Source organism: Pseudomonas sp. GW823-FHT02C02, from assembly GCF_058797635.1.
Genome location: NZ_JBXAJV010000001.1, coordinates 252,196 through 267,955 on the forward strand (window position 1 = coordinate 252,196; position 15,760 = coordinate 267,955).

Genomic DNA, 15,760 nt, shown 5'->3' on the forward strand with positions numbered 1-15,760 from the left:
CTTATTCCTCGGTCAACGCGGAGCCTGCCCGGTCGAGCAGCGGTTTGAACAAATAGTTGAGGAGTGAACGTTCACCGGTGCGCACGAACATTTCCGCCGGCATGCCGGGCTTGATCACCAGCCCGTTGAGTTTTTCCATGGCCTGGTCGCTGACGCTGCTGCGCAGCACGTAATACGGCGCGCCGGTTTTCTCGTCGACCATCTGGTCGGCGGAAATCAGGCTGACTTCGCCGGGTACGCGCGGTGTACGGCTCTGGTTGAACGCGGTGAACAGAATGTCCACCGGCAAGTGGGTGCCGACCTTGTCGATCAGGTTGATCGGCAAGTGCCCTTCCACTTCCAGGCGGGTGCCTTGCGGCACGATCTCCAGCAAGGTGTCGCCCTGGCGGACCACCGCACCTTCGGTGTGAACCCCGAGGTTGACCGCGATGCCGTCGGCGGTGGCGATGATTTCGCTGTGCTGCAGATCAAACCCGGCGGAAGTCAGCTGCTCTTCCAGGGTCACGCTTTTGAGTTGCGCGTCGGCCAGTTGCGTGCGGACTTCTTTCTGGTATTCCTCGATGTGCTGTTGCAGCTTCAGGCGCGACTCGAGGATGCCCTGCTCGACCCGGCCGCTTTCGCCGCTGTTTTCCGCCAATTGCTGCTGCACCTGCGACAGCTGCCGCTGGAACTCCATCAAGCGATTGCGCGGGATGTAGCCGTTGTCTGCCAGGGGCTGAAGGTTACTCAGTTGTTGCTGCAAGGAGCTGGCCTGAGCCGAAAGGTCGGTACGCGCTCGGCGCATGCCGGCCAATTGCGCGCTGGCGCCTTCGATGCTGGCGCGCAGACCCGCCTGCTCGCGGGAAAACGCTTCGCGGCGGCTGCTGAACAATTGCCGCTGGCCTTCGAGGACCAGCGCCAGGCGTGTGTCGGGATCGTTGCTCAGTTCCGCGGGGAAATTCACCTGCTTGAGGTTGTCCCGCTCGCTCTGCCAACGCGCCAGGCTGGCCCAGGCCATGCGGTATTGCGCTTGCAGCGATTGCACATCGGCCGCGACCTGGGTCTGGTCGAGCTGGAACAGCGGTTGGCCCTGCTTTACCACCTGGCCTTCGCTCACCAGGATACGGCTGACCACGCCGTTGCTCATCGATTGCACGGCCTTGCGCTTGCCCGAGACCACGACTGTGCCTTGCACCGGGATTCCTTGGTCGAGCGGCGCGAGGCTGGCCCAGGTGAAGAAACTGCCAGCACCGACGATCGCCAGAATCCAGCCCATCCGGGAGAAGAAACGTGCATCACGCTCAGGGCGTTCGGCGATGTAATCGTGTTCCATCGTCGCTTCGTTTTCAGTGTTCATGCGAGCGCTGGTCATACACCCGAATTCCTTGTCGTAGGCTGATACTGGCGACTCATGCTGAGCCCGCCTGGTGCTTGCGCCGGTTTTTCACGTTGCTGTTCCTGGGCGCCGGAGAGTGCCTTGAGCACTTCCTGGCTGGGGCCAAAGGCCTGTAAACGACCGTCGTTGAGCACCAGCAACTTGTCAGCCTGAGCCAGCGCCGAGGAACGATGGGTCACCAGAATCACGCTCGTGCCCTGAGCCTTCATTTGCGCGATGGCGCCGGCCAGCGCCGCTTCGCCCACGGTGTCGAGGTTGGAATTGGGTTCATCGAGCACCACCAGGCTTGGCTTGCCGTACAGCGCGCGGGCCAACGCCACCCGTTGCTTCTGGCCGCCAGACAAGCCACTGCCGTCCTCGCCCAGCACCGTGTCGTAGCCCTGCGGCATGCGCAGGATCAGTTCATGGACGCCCGCCTGTTGCGCCGCTTCGACGACTTTTTGCGAATCCGCTTCGCGAAACCGGGCGATGTTTTCCGCGATGCTGCCGCTGAACAATTCGATGTCCTGGGGCAAGTAACCGATGTAGGGACCCAGATCGTCGCGGTTCCAGCGATGGATGTCCGCGCCATCAAGCCGCACCGTGCCGCCAAGGGTTGGCCAGACGCCAACCAGCACCCGGGCCAGGGTCGACTTGCCGGAGCCGGAGGCGCCGAGTACGCCCAACACTTCGCCGGCACTCAGGCTGAAATTGACCATGTGCAGGGTCGCCGCGCGTTGCCCCGGAGGGCCGGCGCTGACTTGTTCGAAGGTGATCTGCCCCTTCGGCGCCGGCAGCGCCATGGCTTCGTCACTCGGTGGAAAGGCTTGCAGCAGCGAATCAAGACGACGATAAGCGAGCTTGGCGCCGCTCCACTGTTTCCACACCGCGATCAGCTGATCGATGGGGCTCAGGACACGGCCCATCAGAATGGAGCCGGCGATCATCATTCCGGCGGTCATATCGCCCTTGATCACCAGTAACGCGCCGAGGCCCAGGACCAGGGATTGCAGGCACAGCCGCAAGGTTTTGCTCAGGGAGCTGATGATGGCGCCGGTGTCGCTGGCCTGATTTTGCAGGCCGAGAAAACGCGAATGCACCTGGAACCAACGCTTGCGCAACACGCCGAGCATGCCCATTGCCTGGATGGTTTCGGCATTGTGCAGATGACTGGTGGCCAGTTGGCTGGACTTCTGGGAAAACCCGGCGGCTTCGCCCAAGGGCTTTTTGGTCATTGCCTCGTTCAGACACGCGAGGCCGATGAGCACCAGCGCGCCCACGGTCGCGAACACACCGAGCCAGACGTTGAACAGGTAGATCACGAAGAGGTAGACCGGAAACCACGGCGCGTCGAAGAAGGCAAACAGCGCAGGACCGGTGACGAATTGGCGAATGTGGGTCAGATCGCCAAGGGACTGACCGGCGTTGCCCTCGCCCTTGAGCAGGTTGCGCTCGAACGCGGCCTGATACACCCGCAGGTTGAAACGGCGCTCCAGTTGGCTGCCGATGCGGATGACGATGAAGCTGCGCACGATCTCAAGCAACCCGATGAAGGCGAAAAATCCGACCACCATCAGCGACAACATGGCCAGGGTGGTTTCGTTTTGCGAAGACAACACGCGGTCGTAGACCTGGAGCATGTAAATCGACGGGACCAGCATCAGCACATTAATTAACGCGGTAAAACAACCGACGCTGATCAGGATGCTCTTATAGTCGCCCAGTGCCTTGAATAACGGTGCGGTGGCCGGGCTCATTGCCATCTTCATGGTTTCTTCCTGAGGTGTTATTCCTCGTCATGCCTGACGAAGTTTCCATTAACTGTCCGCGCAGAGGCAGATATAGGTTTGGCGCATCAGCGCTTACAAACCAATAACAACTTTTATTCTGGTTTGGTGCTTATAACGATAATGACCGTCGCTCTTTCACCGTTGCCTTTTAATTACTGCGTCTGGCGCACAAGTGTTATGACCAGCGCGGATTTCAATGTGGCTTTATAAGCGCCATCACGTTGACGGCTGAGAAATAGAATCTTCGAACCTTCGTTGCCGGTGATCGCAATGCCGTCCGGTTCCGGGAACCAACCGGTAGCGGTTTTGCCATCCAGCCAGGCGCTAAGGCAGCTGGCGCCCTCACCCAATGTCTGGGTTTGCTGAAAGTCGATGACGCACACGTTGGACGGTTTGTCTTGCAACGCCCGGGACTCTGGCGAGTCATCTTTGGCGCTGAGAGTCGCCTGCCATTTGCCGGCCAGTTCCGACGGATCCGCTAATTTCAGGCTGCTTGACATGGCTGTCTCTCCAAAAAAAATCATCAACGTCGCCAGGAGCCACGCGGTTGTAAGGTTGGTAAAGGCTTTATGAGCCATAGGTTGTTGTACTCCGGCTGCGGTCTTTGGCACAGAGGGCGGCGCATCGGCGCCACCCTCCTTATCGCGCTACATCACGCGGCGATGTCCGAGAACGCCGCCTGGCCAACGGTGCTGACCAGGAAGTCAGCCACGCCATGCCCGGAGAAGTCCACCGCCAACTGGCTGTTACCGCCCGAAGAGGTCAACACGGCATCGCCTGCCGCACCGGTGAACGAATTCACGAAGTGCAGGCCCGCGCCTTTGGTGATGGCGGTCAGGTCGATCTTGTCCAGGCCACTGACAAAGTCGAGGATCTGATCAGTCGCACCCGGCTTGGAATCGCTGCTCGCTGCGAACACAAAAGTGTCCGAGCCGGTACCGCCCCACAGCTTGTCCGCACCGCCCGCGCCGAAGAGGATGTCGTTGCCGGCACCGCCCTTCAGCTCGTTGGACACGCCATTACCAATCAGCAGGTCGTTACCCGAACCGCCAATCGCGTTCTCGATGGTTGCACCCTTGGCAATGGAAACGTTGCCAACCATGCCGCCAACATCGGAGAATGAGGCCTCATTGAGGTTGATCTTCTGGTTCTGGGTAAAACCGGAGAAGTCCAGCGTGTCTTTGCCGCCCGCATCCCACACCGAGAACACGACCTTGTCCGACGACGAAGACGCGCTCAGGAAATCGCGACCGGCATTGGAGTTGAAACCGTAGGTGGTGTCACCGGTGCGGGTGGTGGTGTTGGCACCGTAGAGTTTCTGGATGGCGGCAATATCGTCCAGCAACGGACCGGACGCATAGGCTTCGACGCCGGCCTTGCTGAAGTTCTGGTCGGTGTTGCTTTCACTCCAATAGCTCATGAGGCTGTAGCCGCGGGTGTCTTCCGCGTAGGTCGCGTCGTTGTAAGTCGGCGCGCCTTCACCGGCGTTGTAGTCGCCGGGGTGGGCCAGGCCCAGGGAGTGACCGATTTCGTGGGTCAGGGTTTGACGACCGTAGTTGTTCAGGTCCGGTGTCTTGTTGGGCGTGTAGCTGCTGTTGGTCAGGTACCAGGAAGTACCGTCATAACCGGCGCCGGTGCCAGGCAGGTAGGCGAATGCCGCTGCGCCGTCCTGGCCGCTGCTGTAATTGCCGAAGGTCATGTGACCGTCGCCGCCTGTGGCTTTCTCGGTGAAAGTGACTTTGGCCACATCGGCCCAGGATTGCATGGCGAGCACGGCCTGGGCTTTCTGCTGGGCGCTGAACTGACTGAAACCGGAAATCCCGTGCTTGTTCATGGTGCTCGACGACGCCGAGGTCAGGAACGTGTAGGTCAGTTCGATTTTTCCGCTGCCGTCCTTGTCCTGGTAGGCAGCGCCATCGCGCAGCAATTGCGTCGCTGCCTCGTCGACGGAGTAGGACGGTTTGCCATTGACCGTGAGATTGCCACCCCGGTCATACTGATGGCTGAAGCTGTCGATCTGGTTGTACGCAGAACTGGGCGCAGCCAATGCTTGCAATGGCGAAAAGGCCTGTTCGGCAAGATCAATAGCGTTGTTTTTAACTTTCGACATAAACACACTTCCTTGTTTAGCAATGGAACAGTTTTTGTCAGATAGCGACAATCTCTGGCGAGATCGTCCTATCACTCGCCCAATGAAGGCGAAAGAAAACTGACACAATTCGAAATCGAACGTCTACATTTTTTTTGACGTCAAATTGTTCTGCCCCGGCAAGTACCCGGAAACAATGCCTGCGCTGTCGAAATATAGTTTTTAGTTGAGGGTTTCGGACTAATTGTCTGACAATTGCGTATTTAAATATTAAATAGAGGTAAGTTGTTTTTTGTCGAGAGCGTCTCACTTTTCCGTGACTTTTAATATGAGTGCCAGTGCAATGCCATCAGCCAAATCAAACGCCCGATGAGGGGTAGCCAGCCGCGATGACTTCCAGATGAACAGGAGCCAATGGTGAACACGTTGCGTGTTCACCATTGCATTTACCCACCGCCATCACTGCTTTCTAAACCTCATCAACAACGGACAAGACCGTTTCTCGACTGTCCAGGATCCCCAGTTGCTGGAGGATGTCATTGATGCCCCCCCATAGGCCGAGATCCTCAGGTGTCGGGACTTCGACCAAGATACGACGCAAGCTCAGGTTGACCTTCAACCTGCCATAGGCGATTTCATCGGACTGGGCGCCTTTATCGATGATTCGCTTGGCAGCGAGGTTAATCTCTCCTTCAACGTAAGCTTGCAAAGCTGATTTGTTCATCGCGATTCTCCTTTGCAGACGTTATGTCTGTGCCGGAAACGCTACAAAGGATTTTGCCAGCCATCTACTGTCAGAATTTACAGGTCCAGACGGTCAATGCCGCGATTGGGTTATGGCCTCAACTCCCCGTCCGAATCTTGTTCCACACCCTCGTCCGAATCCGGTCGATATTCAGCGGCATCGCCTCCAGGGCGAACAGCTTGCCCATCATTTCCGGGCTCGGATAAACCTTGGTGTCATTCTTGATGGCCGGGTCAATCAGGCTGTCGGCCTGCTGGTTGCCGTTGGCGTAGTGAACATAGTTACTGATGCTGGCCATGACGTCCGGGCGCAGCAGGTAGTTCATGAACGCGTAGCCGGCCTTTTCGTCCGGGGCGTCGGCGGGCATGGCGACCATGTCGAACCAGATCGCGGCGCCTTCCTTGGGAATGGCGTAGCCGATGTCGATACCGTTCTTGGCTTCTTTGGCACGGTTCTCGGCTTGCAGGATGTCGCCGGAGAAACCGACAGCTACACAGATGTCTCCGTTGGCCAGGTCGCTGGTGTATTTGGATGAGTGGAAATAGCTGACGTAGGGCCGGACTTTCATCAGCAGCGCTTCAGCTTTTTTGTAGTCTTCCGGGTTCTTGCTGTGGTGCGGCAGCCCGAGGTAATTCAGCGCGGCCGGCAGCAGTTCGGGGCCGTTGTCGAGGATGGCGACGCCGCACTTTTTCAGCTTGGCCATGTTCTCGGGCTTGAAGATCAGGTCCCAGGAGTCCACTGGCGCGTTGTCGCCCAGCACGGCCTTGACCTTGGCGATGTTGTAGCCGATACCGGTGCTGCCCCAAAGATATGGGAAGCCGTGTTCGTTACCCGGGTCGTTGGTCTGCAATGCCGTGAGCAATACCGGGTTGAGGTTCTTCCAGTTCGGCAGCTGGTTCTTGTCGAGCTTCTTCAGCGCCCCGCCCTGAATCTGCCTTGCCATGAAGTGGTTGGACGGGAATACCACGTCGTACCCGGATTTTCCGGTCATCAGCTTGCCGTCCAGGGTTTCGTTGCTGTCATAGACGTCGTAGCTGAAGGCGATGCCGGTTTCTTTCTGGAAGTTTTTAGTGGTATCCGGCGCGATGTAGTCCGACCAGTTATAGATCTTGACGGTCTCGGCGGCATGGCTGAGGGACGCGACAAGCGCAAGGGGTGCCAGGGTCAGTGTCTTTCGGATCATGAGTCGATTCCTGTATGGGTTGTTTTTGGCAGGCAATCAAAGGATCAAAAATCAAAAAATCAAAAAATCAAAACGTAGGTCTTGCGCACGGTTTCCTGGATATCCCAGATGCCGAGGCTGTTGGCCGGCAACATCAGTGCGTCGCCGGCTTCGATGTAGAGGATTTCACCGTCGTCCGGGGTGAAGGTGCAGCGGCCCTGGATGAAGTGACAGAATTCCTGGGCAACGATCTGCCGACGCCAGCGGCCGGGCGTGCACTCCCAGACGCCGGTTTCGACGCCGTCGTCGCGTTCGACGCTGGTGGTCGAAGCCACCGCCACCGGCGCTCCCAACGGCACGGCGACGGGGTTCGACTCCTCCAGCTCCAGTGTTGCGGTGTTCTTGAATTGGGTGATGCCCATGGGAGTACCTGTCGATTGAGCCTATAGATGTAGAACGCGGCGTTTACTGCATGAAACCTTCCATGAACCCCGCCACCTTGCTCGCCAGTTTGCGGCGCCAAGGGGCTGTCGCCGGGTTGGCCAGGGTCTGGTCTTCGTGGACGAAGCTGCGGATGATTGCGTTGTAACCCAGCCAGCGGCAGGGTTCGGGTTCCCAGGCCCGGAGCGTGTCCAGACCGCCTTGAGGCACGACCCAAGGCTGGTGAACCAGTTCGGTATCGCGCTCAAGAATCAGATCCGCCAGGGTTCGGCCGCCCAGGTTGCTGGCGCCGACGCCCTCGCCGCCATAACCGCCGGATAAGGCAATGCCGCTGGCCTGATCGCAGAGCATGTGCGGCTTGAAGTGCCGGGACATGCCCAGGTTGCCGCCCCATGCGTGGGTAATCTGCACGTTCTTGAGTTGCGGGAAGAGTTCGCTGAACAGGTAGCGCCGCAACTCCACTTCGCTGGTGGTCAGGTCAAAGTCATGGCGCAATTTTCCGGCAAACTGGTAGCCGCCCCGGGCGCCGAACACCAGGCGGTTGTCGGCGGTACGCTGGCCGTAGGTGACCTGTCGACTGCTTTCGCTGAACGCCTGGCCGCGGCTCAGGCCGATTTCGTCCCAGGTCGCGGCAGACAATGGTTCGGTGGCGACAATCAGGCTTTGTACCGGTAACTGATAACGGCCGAGGGGTGGCAACGTGACCGAATAACCTTCTACCGCCGGCACGATCCAGCGGCTGCGGACCTGAGCCTTTGCCGTGCGTAAACTCCCCGACTGCCACTGCGTGACCGCGCTGTTTTCGTAGATTTTGACACCCATGCGCTCGACCGTTTCTGCCAGGCCTCGCACCAACTTTGCCGGGTGAATGGTCGCAACGTGCGGTGCATAGATACCGCCATAAGGCTTCGCCACTCTGATCTGTTGCGTCAGTTGCTCCGGGCTGAGCCAGCGGTAATCGCTTTCGGTCAGGCCTTGGCGGTAAAGCTTGTCCAGATAGTCGCGCAGGCTGGTTTCCTGCTCGGGATAACGCGCGGCACAGTACAACACCCCGCCTTTGCGATAATCGCAGTCGATGCCCTCCCGTTCGATGACAATCTCGACTTCATCAGGAATGCTGTGCAGCAGATCGAAAGAGGCGCGGCGTTGGTCTGGCGGCAAACCCGCCAACAGACGGTCCTCGCCCAGCAAGTTGCCCATCAGCCAGCCGCCGTTGCGGCCCGACGCGCCAAAACCGGCGGTTTGCGCTTCGACGATGGCAATGTCCAGGCCTGGCGCCAGGCGCTTGAGGTAATAAGCGGTCCAGAGCCCGGTGTAGCCTGCGCCGATGATAGCCACGTCGACGTCCAGGTCATGCTCCAGCGCAGGACGCGCCAGCAACGGCTCGTCGAGTTGATCCATCCACAAACTGATAGTGCGCCACGCCGACATGCCAGACCCCGCCACTCAAACTTCGATGGCGTCGATCCTAGTGCGTGACCTCAGGGGCTGTCGTGCGCGCGTGCACGCAAAGAAATTTGTTTGACGTAAGCCTTGGGCGACAGCCCTGTGTGCTGGCGAAAACAACTGTAGAACGCCGACAAGGAGTTGAAGCCGGCGGCAAACGCCAGCTCATCAATGCGCAGCGGTGGCATGGCGGCGTCCAGCGCCGCGAGTAAATGCTGCAGCCGCGCCTGGTTGACATAGCGATAGAAGCTCTGGCCCAACACTTGATTCAGCAGATAGGAAATCTGATTGCGGCTGTACCCGCACTCCTGCGCCACCCGTTGCAGATCGAGCTCGGGATCCAGATAAGGCTGCTGGCGCTGGAAATACTGTTGCAGGTCCTCAGCCATGAAACTCAGCTGGCGCGGTGAAAGCCCAAGTCGGCTGGCGGCCGGGCGCGAATTCGTAGCGGTGTTGCGTTGCGGTTGTTCGCGCACCAGTGACGCGTATTCGTTGACTCGCCAGATCAACCCGTCGCGCACCGTGATCGCTTCACTGGAACGGAACGACACCAGCCCTTCGCCGCCGCGCAAGGTCATCTGGTACTGGATGAACGCAGTGTTGCCGTCCAGCCGTATGCGATCGGAATGCTCCAGCGCTTCGTCCGGGTTACGCGGCATGCTGCCGCGCACGTACTCACGCAACTCATCCAGGCCCATGATCCGGTTCTGGAAAAAGTCGTTGTACTGAATGTCCGGGTGATAAAGCGCCATCACACCGTCCAGATCCCGGTGTTTCCAGCACAGGTGGTAGCGCATGACCGTCTCGCCCGTGGCCTGGGTTTGCAGGGGGCCATCATCATCGGCGTGCATAAGGGACTCGACGAAAAAAGCCGAGCTTGCCGAAGTTCGGCCGCGGCTTCAATGACCACGCCTGATCGCCGGTAACGCCGAGCAAGGCCCGGCACGTGATCCATATCAAAAAAACGGTAGCAATCGCCAAACGGACTGAAAAAAATCACATGGTTTTCACATCCGGGTGCTACTTTTAAAGGCAGTCACCGGTTGAGCCATTGAAGGCTCTTCCCTCCTAACATGAGCTAAAGGAAGCGCTCGATGAAGAAGGCGGGCAACACATGAATAAAGGGTCTTTCAGCAAAGTCACGTTTCCAAACGCCTGTCAGCTGATGCGCTGGCATTTCCACCCCATGGGATTTGAGGCGAGCATGGACGCGCCGGGCAGCATGATCGCCCGCCTGTTTGACCGCGCCAGTGGCGAGACCATGATCGCCATTGCAGGCATTCCATGCGCAACCGTGATGAATGCCGCGGACGTAGAACGAATAATCGAAGCCGTGGAAGACGAGCTAGAGTCTTTCATACCTCCCCAGGCCTTCAAGAGTTATGCCTGAAGGCCAAACGCCCAACAAAAAGCCCACATCATGTGGGCTTTTTTGTGGGGCTCGGGTTCAGGCCAGTTTCTGACCCTGGCGATGATCAGCAAAGAATGGCTTGTCCTTGCCAATCCGGTCAGACGCCTTGGGCATGTTCGCCGCCTGAGTATCCTGCCCGTCGACATACCAGTAGCAATGACTCACCGCCCGAGTGATGCCGACGTAAGCCAGTCGCAGGATTTCGTCTTTCTGTGCGTTGTCGTATGGCTCGTTGTCGCCCGTCTTGCCAAGGCCCGCCATGCGATAGACCTGATTCTTGTAGGGAGAACTGGTCAGATGCTGACAATCACCCAGCAAAAACACCGCGTCAGCCTGCAAGCCCTTGGCGCTGTGATACGTCAGCTGTTTGATGCGCCGTGCTTCATATGGCAAGTTAGAATCCACATTAACTACAGACTTAATGTGTTGTTCAATCAATAACTTATCGCTGCTTTTTCGATAAAGCATCAAGATTGAATCACCTTGTCGATAATGCTGGATCAGGCGTTGAGCCATGCCTTGATCATCCCGATCCATGACGTTCACCGGCAACAGCGCCTTGGGTTCACCGCTGGCCTTGGCCTTCTTCCCGGCGATCGACGGCGCTGCGCGGACGATATGCTCGGCCGCATCAATGATGTGCTGATGACTGCGGAAATTGTCGCTGAGCATCACTTTGGTCGTGCTCGGTGACGGGAATTCCTTGTTGAACTCCATGAAATACGCTGGAGAACTGCCGCGCCAGCCATAAATGGACTGCCAGTCATCGCCGACGCAGAGCAAGGACGAACGTTGCGCGCCTCGCCCCACATGCATCGCCGGGCCGCGACTGCGGATCTCGGCCAGACTGGCACGGATCCACGAGACAATTTGCGGCGATACGTCCTGGAATTCGTCGATCATCAGGTGTGACAAGGGCCTTAGCAGCTCATCGCTCAGCAGCTTCAGGTTTTCCGGGGAATGCTCGCTAAACAAGGCAAACATCCGGTTGTAGGTCATCACCGGTGGTTTTTGATCAAGCAAATGATCTTCCAGGGCGCGCCAGAACAGGCTCAGAGCTTCGAAGAAATACCGGTCCGGGTCATCCTTGGCGAAACTCATCTGGCCTACGGCACTCGGAACATCCAGGCCGAGGTTTTCGATAAACCCGGCGGCGGCCACAAAACAATCCAGCAAGGGGGCTGATCCCAGCTCACCCTTGACCTTGTAATCGAAACCCGGACCGGCACTGGCATCCCCTGCCAGGGACGCCAGCACGCGCTTTGATGATTCGTAACTATCCAGCCATATCAATGGTTTACGACAGAAAGCTTGAAACAGGGTGCGCTTCACCGCCCATTCCGCGCGGACAGTCAACTTGGCATTCGGGCGGCAGACCTGCGGATTTTCCCGTGGGTCAAAACCGAGTACCACCCAGGCGTCCAGCGTGGGGATGTAGCCGTGACAATGGAAAGTCGCACCATTGATATCGAAAGCCTGCCGATTGGGCTCGATGCCTTTGATTGGCCAGGCGCCGGCACGAAACCACAGGTCCTCAATCGTGTCGCAGAGCTCCTCGTCACGTTTGGCCGCCAACTCGGTCACCGCCACGCGCTTCTGCACATCGGGGTGATCGCGCTCAAGCTCCTTGAGCTGCAAGGCATGACGGGACAATGGCTTGATCAGTTCGCGAAAACGCTCATCGCGGGTGTGCAGGCTGTGAAAACAGGCATTGAGTTGCTGACGCTGCGCGTCATTGATGCGCAGGTCGAAGGGATTGCTGTCGACCTCCTCATCGCCGTTTTGCGCGCGATTGCTGAGGTTTTCGAATGCTTGCAGGCGCTCGAAGCCCGGCAGGCTGCGAACCATCGGCAGGATTCGCGAGTGGAAGGTGCGCACCAGGTCGCGCGCCTCCTTGAGGCTCAGTGCCCGGCCCCACACACCAAACAATTCGATCAGCTTATTAATGAAGTCCTTGCGCGACTCGCGGGTGAAGGTCACCACGGTCATCGAGCTCAGCTCGAAGCCCAGGTAATGGGTCAGCAGCAGGATACGCAGGACCAGTGTCGTCGACTTGCCTGCACCCGCCCCGGCAATCACCGACGTCGAAGGCGTGTCGCTGAAAATCATTTTCCACTGGGCGGCGCTGGGCTGGGCGTGAGGTGGCAGCAGTCGGGCGACATCGGCCTTCATGCGCTTCTTAAGCTCAGTGCTGAGTGGCAGGCGCCAATCGTCGAACAAGTTGTGATCGACATTAGGTGGCCGGTGCTCGGTGGAGCGCGAATCGCGGATCAGCAGGACCTGCCGGCCTTCTTCCAACCCCTCGGCTTTGCCTTCCTTATAGCCGTAATCGACCCCGGCGCTGTGACCACTGCGAAACCCATCGGCTTGCCCGTGCAACCACGAGGCACGGTGTTGCGCGCGCAGACGGGTCAAGCCATGGCCAAAAAACCGGGCGGCGAGGCGCTTGAGCAGTGGCATCTCGGCCAGGGGGCGAAGTTCGGGAGGAAGATCGGGGGTGTGTTGCGGCACGCGGGCTGACTCCAGGGTGTGAGGCTGACGAGGGCTATGGTGTCCGTATTTGCCGTTGAGTTCTAGTGAAATGCTTACAGGTCATTGGCTTATACGATGAAGTGAAGGCTGGATGAGAACGTTTCGAGGTTATTTGATATCAACTTATCCGATCATGATGAGGCATTTTTTACGCTTTTTATCGATTGGTGCCTGATAGATGATGCCCGCCATCAACCACCGGTTCTCGTTTCGTGGCTCAGGCGCTCTGCCCCATGACGAACCTTTTTCAGGAGACGATCATGCTTGAACTCAGACCTTTCAGCTCCCTGGGCGGCGCCCACCATGGCTGGTTGGATGCTCACCACCACTTTTCGTTCGCCGAGTACCACGACCCGAAACGCATGAACTGGGGCAACCTGCGGGTATGGAACGACGACGTGATTGCCTCCGGCACTGGGTTCCCTAAACACCCGCACCGGGACATGGAAATCATCACCTATGTTCGTGAAGGTGCAATTACCCACGAAGACAACCTCGGCAACAAGGGCCGCACCGAAGCGGGCGACGTTCAGGTCATGAGCGCCGGCACCGGGATCGCTCACAGTGAATACAACCTGGAAGCGAACGAAACCAGGATCTTTCAGATCTGGATCATCCCGAACGAATCCGGCCTGGCCCCCTCTTGGGGCGCCAAGCCATTCCCGAAAGGCCAGCGTGAAGGCTTCGTGACGTTGGCCAGCGGTAAGGCGGGTGACGATCAAAGCCTGCGAATCCGTGCCGATGCACGGCTGGTGGCCGCCAATCTGAAGGCCGGTGAATCCGCCGAGTATCGCCTGGACAGTGGCCGTCGCGCTTATCTGGTTCCGGCTACCGGGGTCATTGAAGTCAATGGCTTGCGTGCACAAGCTCGAGACGGTGTTGCCGTGGCGGATGAGCAGGTGTTGCGGGTGACTGCGATTGAGGACAGTGAGATCGTGTTGGTGGATCTGGCTTGATCGGGTAAATGCAGGGCAAAAAAAGGGGCGACCGTTGATGGTCGCCCCTTTTTTACATCTGAATCCTGAGTGGCCGTGCTGGCGTCTTCGCGGGCAAGCCTCGCTCCTACTGGATAGATATCGCCCACAATCATGTGATCGACTCCGCCCATGCAGGAGCGAGGCTTGACCGCAAAGGGTCGCTCAATCACTTCGCAGAAATAGCGCCATCCACCAGGGTCTGAGCTTCTGCAACCAACTGCTTGAGGTGCTCGTCACTGACGAAGCTCTCAGCGTAAATCTTGTAAATATCTTCAGTCCCCGAAGGCCGTGCCGCGAACCAGCCGTTCTCTGTCATGACTTTCAAACCGCCAATGGCCTGGTCGTTACCCGGCGCGTGGCTGAGGATGCTCTGGATCGCTTCGCCCGCCAGTTGGGTCGAGGTGACCTGATCCGGTGACAGCTTGCTCAACAAGGCCTTCTGTTCAGGGTTGGCCTTGGCGTCGACGCGCACCGAGAACGGTTCGCCGAGCTCGTCAGTCAACGCACGGTAGGCCTGGCTCGGGTCGCGACCGGTACGAGCGGTCATTTCTGCCGCCAGCAATGCCGGAATCAAGCCGTCCTTGTCGGTGCTCCAGACGCCGCCGTCCTTGCGCAGGAACGAGGCCCCCGCGCTTTCTTCGCCGCCAAAGCCCAGCGAACCGTCGAACAGACCGTCAGCAAACCATTTGAATCCGACCGGCACTTCGTACAGGCGACGGCCCAGGCGCTTGGCCACACGATCGATCAAGCCGCTGCTGACCACGGTTTTGCCCACGGCAGCGTCGGCGCGCCACTGTGGACGGTTCTGGAACAGGTAATCGATGGAAACGGCGAGGTAGCTGTTCGGTGCCAGCAGACCACCGGACGGGGTCACGATGCCATGGCGATCGTGATCCGGGTCGCAAGCAAACGCTACGTCAAAGCGCTCTTTCAGACCGATCAGGCCTTGCATGGCATGGCTCGACGAGGGGTCCATCCGGATTTGCCCGTCCCAGTCGACTGTCATGAAGCGGAACGTCGGGTCGACCTGTTTGTTCACCACTTCCAGGTCCAGACGGTAGTGCTCGGCAATCGCCGACCAGTAGCGCACCCCTGCTCCGCCCAGCGGATCAACGCCCAGACGCAGCTTGGCACCACGGATGGCATCAAAGTCGATCACGTTGATCAGGTCGGCGACGTAGGTATTGAGGTAATCGTGACGATGGGTCGTGCCGGCCTTCAAGGCCTGCTCGTAGCTGATGCGTTTGACGCCGGCCAGCTTGTTGCCCAGCAGCTCGTTGGCCTTCGCTTCGATCCACTTGGTGATGTGGGTATCGGCCGGTCCACCGTTGGTGGGGTTGTATTTGTAGCCACCGCTTTGCGGCGGATTGTGCGATGGCGTGATGACGATACCGTCCGCCAGGCCCGAGGTACGGCCGCGGTTGTAGCAAAGAATCGCGTGGGAAATCGCCGGGGTCGGCGTGTATTCGTCACCCTCGGCGATCATCACGGTCACGCCGTTCGCGGCCAGCACTTCCAGGGCGCTGGCGCCGGCCGGGGTGGACAGCGCGTGGGTGTCGATGCCGACAAACAGCGGACCATCGATACCCTGGGCTTCGCGGTACAGGCAGATCGCCTGACTGATCGCCAGAACGTGCCATTCGTTGAAACTCAGATCGAACGAGCTGCCTCGGTGTCCGGACGTGCCGAAGGCTACGCGTTGGGTAGAGATGGCGGCATCAGGCTGGCCGGTGTAATAGGCCGTTACCAGTCGCGGGATGTCGACCAACAATTCTGCCGGTGCCGGTTTGCCCGCAAAAGGACTGAGTGTCAT

At 58.8% G+C, this 15,760-nt stretch carries 13 protein-coding genes; 2 read left to right on the top strand and 11 right to left on the bottom strand.

Annotation, left to right across the window (positions count from 1 at the left end):
• Position 1: 1 nt before the first annotated feature.
• The 9 genes from AC1ROI_RS01095 to AC1ROI_RS01135 form a co-directional block, all read right to left on the bottom strand.
• Positions 2 to 1,351: an HlyD family type I secretion periplasmic adaptor subunit gene (locus tag AC1ROI_RS01095; RefSeq protein ID WP_102593483.1), complete on the bottom strand. Its 1,350-nt coding sequence runs from the start codon at positions 1,349 to 1,351 to the stop codon at positions 2 to 4.
• Positions 1,348 to 3,123 carry a type I secretion system permease/ATPase gene (locus tag AC1ROI_RS01100; protein ID WP_102593484.1) on the bottom strand — a complete coding sequence of 592 codons (1,776 nt, stop codon included), beginning with the start codon at positions 3,121 to 3,123 and terminating at the stop codon, positions 1,348 to 1,350. Before AC1ROI_RS01100 ends, AC1ROI_RS01095 begins: the two co-directional genes overlap by 4 nt.
• Positions 3,124 to 3,296: 173 nt before the next feature.
• Positions 3,297 to 3,722, bottom strand: coding sequence for an AprI/Inh family metalloprotease inhibitor (locus tag AC1ROI_RS01105; RefSeq protein WP_077747857.1), 426 nt, complete (start codon positions 3,720 to 3,722; stop codon positions 3,297 to 3,299).
• Positions 3,723 to 3,796: 74 nt separating this feature from the next.
• Complete coding sequence (locus tag AC1ROI_RS01110; RefSeq protein WP_077747856.1) at positions 3,797 to 5,254, bottom strand: serralysin family metalloprotease; 1,458 nt, start codon at positions 5,252 to 5,254, stop codon at positions 3,797 to 3,799.
• A 448-nt stretch (positions 5,255 to 5,702) separates the two neighbouring features.
• A complete protein-coding gene (locus AC1ROI_RS01115; protein ID WP_102593485.1) occupies positions 5,703 to 5,957 on the bottom strand; it encodes a hypothetical protein in 255 nt (84 codons plus the stop codon).
• A 118-nt stretch (positions 5,958 to 6,075) separates the two neighbouring features.
• Positions 6,076 to 7,161: a polyamine ABC transporter substrate-binding protein gene (locus AC1ROI_RS01120; RefSeq protein WP_102593486.1), complete on the bottom strand. Its 1,086-nt coding sequence runs from the start codon at positions 7,159 to 7,161 to the stop codon at positions 6,076 to 6,078.
• A 59-nt stretch (positions 7,162 to 7,220) separates the two neighbouring features.
• Complete coding sequence (locus AC1ROI_RS01125; RefSeq protein ID WP_102593487.1) at positions 7,221 to 7,562, bottom strand: cupin domain-containing protein; 342 nt, start codon at positions 7,560 to 7,562, stop codon at positions 7,221 to 7,223.
• 43 nt (positions 7,563 to 7,605) lie between these two features.
• The gene (locus AC1ROI_RS01130; protein ID WP_102593488.1) at positions 7,606 to 9,012 is read right to left on the bottom strand and encodes an NAD(P)/FAD-dependent oxidoreductase; all 1,407 of its coding nucleotides are present in this window, start codon (positions 9,010 to 9,012) and stop codon (positions 7,606 to 7,608) included.
• Positions 9,013 to 9,062: 50 nt separating this feature from the next.
• Positions 9,063 to 9,878 (bottom strand): helix-turn-helix domain-containing protein, encoded by an 816-nt coding sequence (locus AC1ROI_RS01135; protein ID WP_102593489.1) that lies wholly within the window; start codon positions 9,876 to 9,878, stop codon positions 9,063 to 9,065.
• A 263-nt stretch (positions 9,879 to 10,141) separates the two neighbouring features.
• On the opposite strand from AC1ROI_RS01135, the gene AC1ROI_RS01140 reads away from it, so the two are divergent.
• Positions 10,142 to 10,417, top strand: coding sequence for a DUF1652 domain-containing protein (locus tag AC1ROI_RS01140; RefSeq protein ID WP_010460414.1), 276 nt, complete (start codon positions 10,142 to 10,144; stop codon positions 10,415 to 10,417).
• Between the two features lie 57 nt (positions 10,418 to 10,474).
• Here the strand turns inward: AC1ROI_RS01140 and AC1ROI_RS01145 are convergent, their stop codons facing one another.
• Entirely contained in the window at positions 10,475 to 12,949 is a 2,475-nt protein-coding gene (locus AC1ROI_RS01145; RefSeq protein WP_102593490.1) for a UvrD-helicase domain-containing protein, read from the bottom strand.
• Between the two features lie 281 nt (positions 12,950 to 13,230).
• On the opposite strand from AC1ROI_RS01145, the gene AC1ROI_RS01150 reads away from it, so the two are divergent.
• Positions 13,231 to 13,926: a pirin family protein gene (locus tag AC1ROI_RS01150; RefSeq protein ID WP_077747847.1), complete on the top strand. Its 696-nt coding sequence runs from the start codon at positions 13,231 to 13,233 to the stop codon at positions 13,924 to 13,926.
• A 187-nt stretch (positions 13,927 to 14,113) separates the two neighbouring features.
• Here the strand turns inward: AC1ROI_RS01150 and pgm are convergent, their stop codons facing one another.
• Positions 14,114 to 15,760: a phosphoglucomutase (alpha-D-glucose-1,6-bisphosphate-dependent) gene (gene pgm / locus AC1ROI_RS01155; RefSeq protein ID WP_102593491.1), complete on the bottom strand. Its 1,647-nt coding sequence runs from the start codon at positions 15,758 to 15,760 to the stop codon at positions 14,114 to 14,116.

Excerpts from the sequence above, each read along its gene's own strand:
- AC1ROI_RS01140 (WP_010460414.1), top strand. The coding sequence starts at position 10,142 with ATGAATAAAGGGTCTTTCAGCAAAGTCACGTTTCCAAACGCCTGTCAG.
- AC1ROI_RS01120 (WP_102593486.1), bottom strand. The coding sequence starts at position 7,161 with ATGATCCGAAAGACACTGACCCTGGCACCCCTTGCGCTTGTCGCGTCC.
- AC1ROI_RS01105 (WP_077747857.1), bottom strand. The coding sequence starts at position 3,722 with ATGGCTCATAAAGCCTTTACCAACCTTACAACCGCGTGGCTCCTGGCG.
- AC1ROI_RS01130 (WP_102593488.1), bottom strand. The coding sequence starts at position 9,012 with ATGTCGGCGTGGCGCACTATCAGTTTGTGGATGGATCAACTCGACGAG.
- AC1ROI_RS01100 (WP_102593484.1), bottom strand. The coding sequence starts at position 3,123 with ATGAAGATGGCAATGAGCCCGGCCACCGCACCGTTATTCAAGGCACTG.
- AC1ROI_RS01135 (WP_102593489.1), bottom strand. The coding sequence starts at position 9,878 with ATGCACGCCGATGATGATGGCCCCCTGCAAACCCAGGCCACGGGCGAG.
- pgm (WP_102593491.1), bottom strand. The coding sequence starts at position 15,760 with ATGACACTCAGTCCTTTTGCGGGCAAACCGGCACCGGCAGAATTGTTG.
- AC1ROI_RS01115 (WP_102593485.1), bottom strand. The coding sequence starts at position 5,957 with ATGAACAAATCAGCTTTGCAAGCTTACGTTGAAGGAGAGATTAACCTC.
- AC1ROI_RS01095 (WP_102593483.1), bottom strand. The coding sequence starts at position 1,351 with ATGACCAGCGCTCGCATGAACACTGAAAACGAAGCGACGATGGAACAC.
- AC1ROI_RS01150 (WP_077747847.1), top strand. The coding sequence starts at position 13,231 with ATGCTTGAACTCAGACCTTTCAGCTCCCTGGGCGGCGCCCACCATGGC.
- AC1ROI_RS01125 (WP_102593487.1), bottom strand. The coding sequence starts at position 7,562 with ATGGGCATCACCCAATTCAAGAACACCGCAACACTGGAGCTGGAGGAG.
- AC1ROI_RS01110 (WP_077747856.1), bottom strand. The coding sequence starts at position 5,254 with ATGTCGAAAGTTAAAAACAACGCTATTGATCTTGCCGAACAGGCCTTT.